The organism is Luteolibacter sp., assembly GCF_039920825.1.
Lineage (GTDB): Bacteria > Verrucomicrobiota > Verrucomicrobiia > Verrucomicrobiales > Akkermansiaceae > Luteolibacter.
Map to the genome: position 1 here is coordinate 91711 of NZ_JBDSCX010000044.1, position 9428 is coordinate 101138.

Sequence of the window (9428 nt, forward strand, 5' to 3'; positions counted from 1 at the left end):
GATTGTTTTCGAGGTGATTAGTTAGATACCGAGGGCTTTCTGGCGGTAGTGTTCGTCCGGGCGTCCGGCGATGCGTTCGACCTGCTCGGGTGTTAGGAATTGCGGTTCACCGGCGATGGCGGCCGCGCCGGCGAAAATTTCGGCGGCCTTGACGGCCATCAGGGTGGAGGCGATCACCGCTTCGGGTGTGGCTCCCAAGGCGATGATGCCGTGGTTTTCCAACAGGATGATCCGCGGCGGGCGCGACAGGCGGGCGATGTATTCCTCGACGGCGAGCTTGATCGCCTGGGAGAGCTTCAGTCCGGGATCGGTATAGGGAACGAACACGCTCTCCACGCCGCAGCAGACGATTTCGTCCGGGAAAGTCCGGCGCGCGGCGAAGGTGCGGCCATGCTTCGAGCATAGCAGCACGTTAACTGCGACGGGGTGCGTGTGGCCGACGAAATTCACGCCTGGCAGGGTGAGCAGATAGGCGTGGAAAATCGCTTCGACCGAAGGCTTCTTCGCATCCGTCGAAACGCGTGCGGCGAACAACGCTTCATCGATGGCGGCATCCGTCATTCCTTCGGAAGCGAGGAGCGGCAGAAGGTTCCCAAACCCGCATTCCGCGATGCCGCTTTCACTGAGCGTCGAGAGGCTGGAGCCGGACGCCTTGACGACGAAGCTGTCCGCCGAAAGCCGGGCCGAGGTATTCCCCTCGCCCAGAATGGCGAGTTTTCGCTCCTCGCGGCCAAGTTGGCGTGAGAGTTCCAGCATTTTCCCTAAGGTTTCCGTCGCGGCCATGAGTTGCCGTGGTTTTTGGAGGATTGGATTGACAAGTCAAACCAAAAACCAACCATTCCCAAGAAAACAAAGAAATACACGAATCATGCTCGCCATCGACCGCCAACGCCGGATTTTAGAACTTCTCCTTGAGGCAGGTTCATTGCGGACGACCGACACCGCCGCCGAACTCGGGGTGACCGATGAAACCGTCCGCAAGGATTTCGAAATCCTCGAACAACGCGGCGATCTGATCCGGACCCACGGCGGGGCCAGCCGCCCGCAACGGATCCGCGAGGAACTCCCCTTCACCGAGCGCCAGGCCATCCGCCGGGAGGAAAAACGGGCGATCGCTCGGCTCGCAGCGGGCCGGATCCAGCCGAACGAGACCATCTTTCTGGATGCCAGCTCGACGGTCCTGACGCTCACCGAATTTCTGCCTGAAATCCCGCTGACCATCCTGACCAACGCCCTGAATGTCTTCACCGCCCTGTCGGATCGACCGAATATCGACCTGATTTGCACCGGCGGTTTGTTTGACGCCAAGTCACGCTCGTTCATCGGCCTGACCGCCGAGAAATCCCTCCAACGCTACAACATCCACCGGATGTTTTTCTCGGGAAACGGCCTCCATCTCGAACGCGGCGTCAGCGAAAGCAACGCCCGCCAGGCGGCCTTCAAGGAACGCGTTATCGAAAACGCGGAGGACGTCGTTTTCCTAGCAGATCATTCCAAGCTCGGGGAGAAATCCGCCTTCTTCTTCGCAGAGGTTTCCGATCTAACGTGCCTGATCACGGACAAGGCGGCGGACCCGGAGTTTGTCGAGAAGCTCCACGGCCTTGGGGTCGAAGTCATGCTGGGCACCTGATTTCCCATTCAAATCCTAAATTGACAGAATTCTGTACAGGTCGCATAGTCAGGCCATGAAAACGGTTACCTACACCGAAGCGAGAAACCAATTGGCCGGTCTCATGGAATCGGCCACACGCGACCGCGAGCCGATCACGATCACCCGCAACGGAGCGGGAACCGTGGTGATGCTGGCCTCGGAAGAATTCGCGGCGATGGAGGAAACGCTTCATTTGCTATCCACCCCGGCGAACGCGGATCGCATCCGCCAGGGGCTGGATGACTATGCCTCAGGGAAATTCCAATCCGGCGAACTATGCGACTGATGTGGCTGCCCGGAGGATGGGCGGACTATCTCTGGTGGCAGGAAGCGGATCGCAAGGTCCTCGCGCGGGTGAACGAGTTGATCCGGGACACCCTGCGGAACCCGTTCTCGGGCATTGGCAAACCGGAACCGTTGAAGGGAAATCTCAAGGGCTGGTGGTCACGCAGGATCACTCAGGAGCATCGGCTGGTTTACCGCTGTGAAAACGAAACGATCATCATCATGCAGTGCCGGTTTCATTATGAGAAATAGGATATTCTCCGGCCGGCGATAGACCGACAAACGGCGAACAGGATTTCAGTGGACCGTCATCGTGATTCGGCGCGGCGAAGATGCGGATGAATTCGTTAAATGCAGCTGTTCCCCGACACGAAAATCCCGCGGGATGCCGAGCATCGCGCGGGATTTTGAAGTCTGGACGTGGCGACCGGTGATCGCCTTTACATCAGCCGGGAATCAGATTCTTCACCGCCTCGCGCTCTTCGAGCAGCTCCCCGATGGTTAGATCGATCTTGCCCTGGCTGAAGGCATCAACCGGGACACCTTGGACGACTTCCCACTTGCCGCCTTCGAGAGTGCGGATCGGCATGGAGGCCATGATGCCTTTCGCGATGCCATACGATCCGTCCGAACAGACGGCGACGGAATGCCAGTCGCCTGCCGGTGTTGGGGTGATGAGACTTTTCACGGTGTCGAGCGCGGCATTCGCAGCGGAAGCGGCGGAGGAAAGACCGCGGGCCTTGATGACGGCGGCACCTCGTTGTTGGACCGTGGCGATGAATTCTCCTTGGAGCCATTCGTGATCGGTGATGACTTCGGTGACTGGCTTGCCATCGACTTTCGCGTTGGTGAAATCCGGATACTGGGTGGCGGAGTGGTTGCCCCAGATGCAGAGGTTGGTGACCTTGGATTGATGGACGCCGGCCTTTTGGGCAAGCTGGCTTTTCGCGCGGTTTTCATCGAGCCGGGTCATGGCGAAGAAACGGTCGGCGGGGATGCCGGCGGCGTTGTTCATCGCGATGAGAGCGTTGGTGTTGCAGGGATTTCCGACGACAAGCACGCGGACATCCTTGGCGGCGTTCCGGGCGATGGCTTGGCCCTGACCGGTGAAAATCTTGCCGTTGATGCCGAGAAGATCGGCGCGTTCCATCCCGGCCTTGCGTGGCACGGAACCCACAAGAAGGCACCAGTTGGCGTCCTTGAATCCTTCGTCGAGATCGGCGGTGCCGACGACTTTGTTGAGCAGCGGGAAAGCACAGTCATCAAGTTCCATCATCACGCCTTGCAGGGCTGGAAGACCGGGCTCGATTTCGATGAGGCGGAGGTTGACCGGCTGGTCAGGACCAAAGACGAAACCGGATGCGATGCGGAAAAGCAGGGCGTAGCCGATCTGGCCGGCAGCACCCGTGATGGAAACGGTAATGGGAGTTTTCATAGGAACGGCGGCAGGCTAGGTAGCCGGAATCGCGGGGTCAACTGACAAGCGAAGCGAGATGGTTATGGAGAGTGGCACTGTGGCCCACCTGGCCGATGAATTGAGAAATAGAAGCGCTTCGCACTGGATTTTCGCTCCCCATCGGCTTCGTGGACGAAGGCGTCCACGCTCCTTACTGGTGGAGGTATTGCCAGATGGCTTCGAATTGCTTCTTCGAGTCGCCGTCGAGGATATCCGTGCGCTGGGATTTGCCGTCCTTCGAGTAGAGCGGCATCTTGGTGCTCGGCGTGACGGATTTCGGGTCGTCCATCCAGCGGTGGTAATAATCCTCGCGAATGCGATTCGGAACGAGCTTGAAATTGACGCCCTCAACCTCAAAAGCAGCGGTCGGTTTCAAATCTCCGATGGCGTGGCAGGTGGTGCAGCCGAAGCCCGTGCCACCCGCCAAAGTCTTGCCGATTTCCGCCAGCGCAGGATCGACTTTCATCTCGGCGGGTTTGTTAGGTTCGACGCCGTGGAGTTTGGAAAATCCTTTGGCAAGCGCCGGAGCCGCAGTCTTGAAGGACGGCATCCTCATCGCCAGCCATGGCCGGGGACGTGGATCGGAGGTGCCGGAGATCATCGATTCGATGGCCGTCGTGTAGAGCATTTCACCCGTGTAGGTGAGCTGCGGACGGGATTGATCGACGCGTTCATTGAGCTTTGGAAGATGGGCAATCAGCGCTGCCGTCTCGGACTGGAAGTTGGAAAGGAGCGGAGCTTGCCCGTCCATGCCGTGGCACGCCGTGCAGCGGAGCGCGCCGATCTGACGGGTCACATATTCGGCTGGGTTGTCACGGCTGAGGGAATCGCTGCCTGCTTTGGAAAACGCGACGAGGGCGGCGCGGTCGTTGTCGTCGATGTTCAAATGCGGTGACTTGCCGCGCTTGTCGGCGGAAGCAACGCAGCCGCTTGCCGACCAATCCTTTTTGAAAATCACATCCATGCTGGCGGGCGCTGTTTCCGGAGTCATCGGCATGCCGGGGTGGCAGACTCCGCATTGGAGCGAGCCGGCGATCTTCGCGCCACGGGTGACATCGCCAGCGGGGATTTCGTGTTCGGGTTTGGTTTCCTGACCGGTGGAGGATTTCGTTAGAAATGCGGCGATGGAATTCGCCTCGGCATCGGACAACCGGAAGTTCGGCATCTTGATGAATGGATGATAGGCGTCCGGTTGCTTCAGGAATGCGACGAGCGCGCCGGGAAGGTATTTCGAAGCGACGTTGTTGAGCGGTACGCGGCTCGGATCGGTTAGTCCCTTGTCCGGTGGATTGTGACAAGCGACACAGCCGAGTTCGTGGAAATTGACACCGCCCTCCTGCGCGAGCGCCGCGTCGGGTGCGGGGCCGGCCGGTGCTCCGGTTTTTAGACTGGCGACATAAGCCGCGAGGTCGCCAGCCTGTTGGCGGCCTTCCTCGGTGGAGCTGTCCACCAAAGCGGGCATGTTGGTGGTCGGCTTGAGTGCTTGCGGACCGGCAATCCATTTGCGCAGCCATTCCTCGCTGACACGGTCACCGGAGCCGAAAAGAATCGGTCCGATCTCGGCAGTTTCGGGCATGGGAGACGTGCCGAAGCCTGACGCGGCACTGTGGCATTTTGCACAATTCTGGGTGGCGAAAAGCACACGCCCACGGCGCTGCAGCGCACCGAGTGTGGTAGCCTCTGTGGCATCCGCTTTGAAAGCCGACGGTGGGATGGTCTGACGGGTGAACGACGCCTCTTCCCAGTAAAGCCGGAATGCGGCGGAGCCATCCGGCTTGCTGGCGTAGCTGAGTTCGATTTCGTGGTCGCCGGGATTGAGGCGGGTGGACTCCGAGGGCTTTTCCGCGAGATTGTTAGTTCTTGATAGAATATCCTTGCCGTCGATTTTCAAACTGGCGGTCCCCTCGCCTTCGAAGGAAAAAACCAATCGCTCGCGACGTGGCAACACGAGTTTCCCCTTCCATACGACTTGGAAAGCACCCGGTGTCACGAATGGCGTTACCGGTTCGCCCGGCTGGATCGCCAGCGCGGGAAAACGGTCGAGCCGGGAATCGGTGACACCGTCACGGGTAAACGTGGCGACAAGCTCCGCCTTGGCAGGAATGACGGCGAGGGTCGCGAACAGAAAAAACAGTGGCCGGGCTTTGAAGGACATGGGTTCGAAACGGATGATGTCTGGAGATTAAAACGGATGAAGCGGATACCCACAGCAAATGTGTATCCGCCCCATCAGGTTGTGCCTTTTAAATGTAAATTATTTGCCGTAAACCGTGCCGTAGAACTCGCCCTTCATCACCTTGGCGTCCTTGTCTTCGAGATCGTAAGTCACCTTCAGCGTCATGGCGGGCTTCATGCCTTCCAGCACGAGATCGATAGTCTGACCGTCCGGAAGCAATTTGGCGGACTCGATTTTCACCGTGTCGTGCACATGATGGTCCTTCGACTCCTTCTCAAGCGCGTTCTTTTCGGCTTCGACATCCGGATGATCGACGGAAAATTCGCCGGACCCGTATTGCGGGCCGCGGACGTAGTTCCAACGCTCCGAGCCGTAGCTGCTAACATCCTCCGCCAGTTCCGCATCCAGTTTCGTCGGGAACGTCAGTCGGATGCCCTTCGGCGTATATTCCAGTTTCGTAGGAACCGGAACGACCACACCTTCATTGTGGCGGATCCGTTGGAACGCACACTCGGTGGCAGCGTTGGTTTGCCAGCCGCGGAAGCCGAGGAGGTAGAGCGATCCGTCCTTCTGGAAACGGGCGCGCATGGCGGACGATTGCAAGGCAATCGGCAGTTTCACCACGCCACCTTGGATCGTTTCGCTCCGCGGAGTCGTTAGAACTTCAAAGACGCTCGACTGGCCGTAGGAAAGATGAAGAAGCGTTCCTGCGGCGACACCGAAGTTCGCCCCTTCCGGCACCCACACCTGGGATCCGCCCGAGTTATCCACATCCATCGGCAGGTAGCAGATCGGCTCTGTGTAGGAGGCACCCGTTAGAAACTGACGGGACGCCTCGGTGCCGAAGAATTTCGGCACGTCGCCCTTCATGAAGTTGATCTTGCAGCAAGGCTGGTTGGTGCCTTCGTTCTCACCGGTGGTGATTTCTCCGTTAGGTCCGATGGCGAGCCCGCCCGGAGCGCGAAGTCCGGTGGCGACGACTTCCATCTTCTTGCCGTCGGGCGAGACCTTCATGACCGTCCCGTGGTTAGGCAGGATCCGGTCGAACCCGCGTCCGCCACCGCGCACCGGCGAGGCCTTGGCGAAGTAGAAATTACCGGCCTTGTCGGTCTGGAGCTCGAAGGCGAATTCATGGAAATTTTCGGAAACAATGACGTCGCGATTGAACACTTTGAAGTAGTCGGTTTCGCCGTCGCCGTTGAGATCGATGAGCTGGGTGATCTGGTCGCGACCGTTGACGTAGATGCTGCCCTTCACGACCTTGAGACCGAGCGTCTCGAACAATCCGGAGGCGATGCGCTGCCACTTGAGCTTGCTCCAGTCCCCTTTCAATCCACGAACAACCCACACGTCGCCGTTCCACGAACTGAGCGCGGCGGAATCCTCGTCGATGAAATCAAAGCCACCGAAGCGCAGGTTCGCCTTCCAAGGATTTTCCGTGGGCAAGGTGACGATATCGGTGACGTAAGGCGCTTCCTTGTCCGTGGAAACCTTTCCTTTGGTCTCGATGATTTCCGGATAGAGCGGTTTGCCGCCGGAAGTCAGAGCCTTGAAATCAGGAGCAGCCGCAGCTTTCGGTTCGACGTCGCGGGCCAGGGCGATTTGGAAAACCGCGGTGTCGCCTTTGGAGAATTTCGCCAGCAAACGGCCGGGGTTTTTCGGGTCGGCCGCCAGCTTCACGCCGCCGGTAGTGGTGACTCCGAGACCATCGGCGGATTTCGCTTTATCCGCACCGACGGTGAAGGCTCCTTTTTCGTCCGCGACTCCGAGTTGGAGGTCATTCGCGCGCTTGGAAACTTTGAACGAGCGCGTGATCGTCGCACCGTCGCGGCTGATCGTTTCAAGAACCTCGGCACCGTTGACCGAGTAGTTCAATGTGATCTTGTCGCCATCGCGATAGTAGCCCTTGAACATGGCGTGTTTGAAATTGCCGTAGCCTGGATTTTCCCGGCTGTCTTCGAACGAACCGGACGCATCCGCCCACCCCGCAAGCGCTGCGGTATTGAATACAGGCTTTTCATCGGTTAGGGCGATAAGGACTCCGTGTTGTCCGGTCCAAGGCGTGCCGCCCCATTTCCATTTTCCGTCGTAAGCAGTTACGAGACGCAGCGTTTCAGTGTCGAAAAGCGCGTGATAACCTTCGCCGAGATCGATGAGGATTCCCTTTTTCGCGGCGACCCGTTCGCTTCCTTGAAACGTGTCCTTGAAGGAGTTCGACCATGCGGGGCCAATTTTCATTTCTTGATACCATTCAGCGGAGTGAACCACGGCGGTGGTGGCGGCAAGGCAGGCGATGTAGCGTAACATTGGGGCGAACATACGAAGGCGATTTAGGAGGTCTAGCATAGAATTGCATACAATCACTCCCTGAATTGGTAGTTCTGAAAAGATCCTGCTTTCCCGGGCGTTCCGGTGGGTTCTTACTCCCGGCATGATCGACATGCTCGTGCGACTCTATGACCTGCCGGACGCCACCGACCTTTATGGGAAAGTAGCCGCCAGCGGCGTCACGCTCCGTCGTGCGCGGGCCTTCGAAAAGCACACGGTCGCCGCCTTCACGAAGGCCAATTTTTCCGAAAAATGGGTCAGCGAGGTCGAAGTCGCGATGACCCGCCAGCCGATTTCCTGCTTCATCGCCACCCGCGACAAGGAAATCCTCGGCTTCGCCTGCTACGAGACAACCCGACGCGGATTTTTCGGTCCGACCGGCGTTTCCGAAAAGGCCCGCGGCCTCGGATTGGGAAAAGCGCTGTTGTTCAAAGCGCTCGAAGGATTGCGCGACATCGGCTACGCCTACGCCATCATCGGCGGTGTCGGCCCCAAGGAATTCTACGCGAAAAACTGCGGAGCCATCGAGATTCCCGGCAGCGATCCAGGGACTTACATCGACCTGCTGCCGTAGCGGTCACTCCACCGCGTGAATGCCGATCTGGTGTTTCACGCAAAGTTCCGCCACCCGCTCCTTTTCCAAGAGTAAAGTCTTCCCTGCCTCAATCGCAATGCACCCTACCCCGGCGGCGGCGCAGGTTTCGATGGTCTGTGGGCCGATGACCGGCACGTCGAAACGGAAATCTTGGTTCGGTTTCGAAACCTTCACCAGCATCACATCCTTGCCCCGCCCAAGTTCACCACCACGTTTAATACAAGCGTTGGTTCCTTCAAATGCCTCGGCAGCGAGCACGGTGCCGTGACGAACCACCACGCTTTGGCCGATGTCGAGCTTGCTGGTTTCCTTCGCGATCCGGAAGCCGAACTCCGCATCCGCAAGCTGGCGCTTTTTGAAAACCGGCCCGCAAACCGACCCCGGCCCCGGCAGGTGATCTTCGAGAAAAGTCGTGGCGGGAAGCAGGGTGATCCCGTCCTTTCCCAGCTCATCGGCGATCGCGCCAAAAATCGTTTCCGCATTCCTCGCCTTCAGCCGTGCGAACATCATCAGAGCCCGCAGGTCCGTCCGCAGTTCGAAGAGGTTCTTCGGAGAAATCTGACCGATCATCACCACCTCGTTCGCGCCCTCGCGGCGGAAAAACTTGATCGGCTTGCTCAGTTGTCCCACGCGGGCCCACTCGGTGGCATCCACCAGACTCTCCATTTCCGGCCTCGTCTCGCCCGGAAACCCGCACATCACCAACCGGACTCCCGGTGATTTCCGCCGCGCCGCCGTGATGAAAACCTCCGGATAAACGCCGCTGCCGGCGATGATTCCGATGGTCCGGGGACTCGTGGTGGGAGATGCCATGCTGCGTGTGTCGGGGAAAAACCGGCTGTCGCAGTGAGTGAAAAGTAGCGGCTGTGGGACTCGAACCCACACTCGTTAGAACTCGATTTTGAGTCGAGCGCGTCTACCAATTCCGCCAAGCCGC

Annotated in this window: 9 protein-coding genes and 1 tRNA gene; 4 read left to right on the forward strand and 6 right to left on the reverse strand. The window is 58.9% G+C overall.

Annotation, left to right across the window (positions count from 1 at the left end; translation table 11 throughout):
• Positions 1-21: 21 nt before the first annotated feature.
• Positions 22-783: a class II aldolase/adducin family protein gene (locus ABIQ96_RS14665; RefSeq protein WP_348215356.1), complete on the reverse strand. Its 762-nt coding sequence runs from the start codon at positions 781-783 to the stop codon at positions 22-24.
• 85 nt (positions 784-868) lie between these two features.
• Between ABIQ96_RS14665 and ABIQ96_RS14670 the strand changes: the two genes are divergently transcribed.
• Genes ABIQ96_RS14670 through ABIQ96_RS14680 form a run of 3 tightly spaced genes read left to right on the forward strand, consistent with a single transcriptional unit; the run spans position 869 to position 2188 of the window.
• Positions 869-1630 carry a DeoR/GlpR family DNA-binding transcription regulator gene (locus ABIQ96_RS14670; protein WP_348215357.1) on the forward strand — a complete coding sequence of 254 codons (762 nt, stop codon included), beginning with the start codon at positions 869-871 and terminating at the stop codon, positions 1628-1630.
• Between the two features lie 55 nt (positions 1631-1685).
• Positions 1686-1937: a type II toxin-antitoxin system Phd/YefM family antitoxin gene (locus ABIQ96_RS14675; RefSeq protein WP_348215358.1), complete on the forward strand. Its 252-nt coding sequence runs from the start codon at positions 1686-1688 to the stop codon at positions 1935-1937.
• On the forward strand, positions 1928-2188 hold the full coding sequence (locus ABIQ96_RS14680; RefSeq protein ID WP_348215359.1) for a Txe/YoeB family addiction module toxin: 261 nt from the start codon (positions 1928-1930) through the stop codon (positions 2186-2188). The genes ABIQ96_RS14675 and ABIQ96_RS14680 overlap by 10 nt, the downstream gene beginning before the upstream one ends.
• A gap of 193 nt (positions 2189-2381) precedes the next feature.
• On the opposite strand, the gene ABIQ96_RS14685 is transcribed toward ABIQ96_RS14680, so the two are convergent.
• The 3 genes from ABIQ96_RS14685 to ABIQ96_RS14695 all read right to left on the reverse strand — a co-directional run bounded on the left by ABIQ96_RS14685 (position 2382) and on the right by ABIQ96_RS14695 (position 7875).
• Positions 2382-3371, reverse strand: coding sequence for a malate dehydrogenase (locus tag ABIQ96_RS14685; RefSeq protein WP_348215360.1), 990 nt, complete (start codon positions 3369-3371; stop codon positions 2382-2384).
• 172 nt (positions 3372-3543) lie between these two features.
• Positions 3544-5547 carry a c-type cytochrome gene (locus ABIQ96_RS14690; RefSeq protein WP_348215361.1) on the reverse strand — a complete coding sequence of 668 codons (2004 nt, stop codon included), beginning with the start codon at positions 5545-5547 and terminating at the stop codon, positions 3544-3546.
• A 99-nt stretch (positions 5548-5646) separates the two neighbouring features.
• Positions 5647-7875 carry a DUF6797 domain-containing protein gene (locus ABIQ96_RS14695; protein ID WP_348215362.1) on the reverse strand — a complete coding sequence of 743 codons (2229 nt, stop codon included), beginning with the start codon at positions 7873-7875 and terminating at the stop codon, positions 5647-5649.
• A 124-nt stretch (positions 7876-7999) separates the two neighbouring features.
• On the opposite strand from ABIQ96_RS14695, the gene ABIQ96_RS14700 reads away from it, so the two are divergent.
• Positions 8000-8470 carry a GNAT family N-acetyltransferase gene (locus tag ABIQ96_RS14700; protein WP_348215363.1) on the forward strand — a complete coding sequence of 157 codons (471 nt, stop codon included), beginning with the start codon at positions 8000-8002 and terminating at the stop codon, positions 8468-8470.
• Positions 8471-8473: 3 nt separating this feature from the next.
• Here ABIQ96_RS14700 and lpxI read toward each other — a convergent pair whose 3' ends face one another.
• Complete coding sequence (gene lpxI / locus ABIQ96_RS14705) at positions 8474-9304, reverse strand: UDP-2,3-diacylglucosamine diphosphatase LpxI (protein WP_348215364.1); 831 nt, start codon at positions 9302-9304, stop codon at positions 8474-8476.
• Positions 9305-9349: 45 nt separating this feature from the next.
• A tRNA-Leu gene (locus ABIQ96_RS14710) sits at positions 9350-9428 on the reverse strand.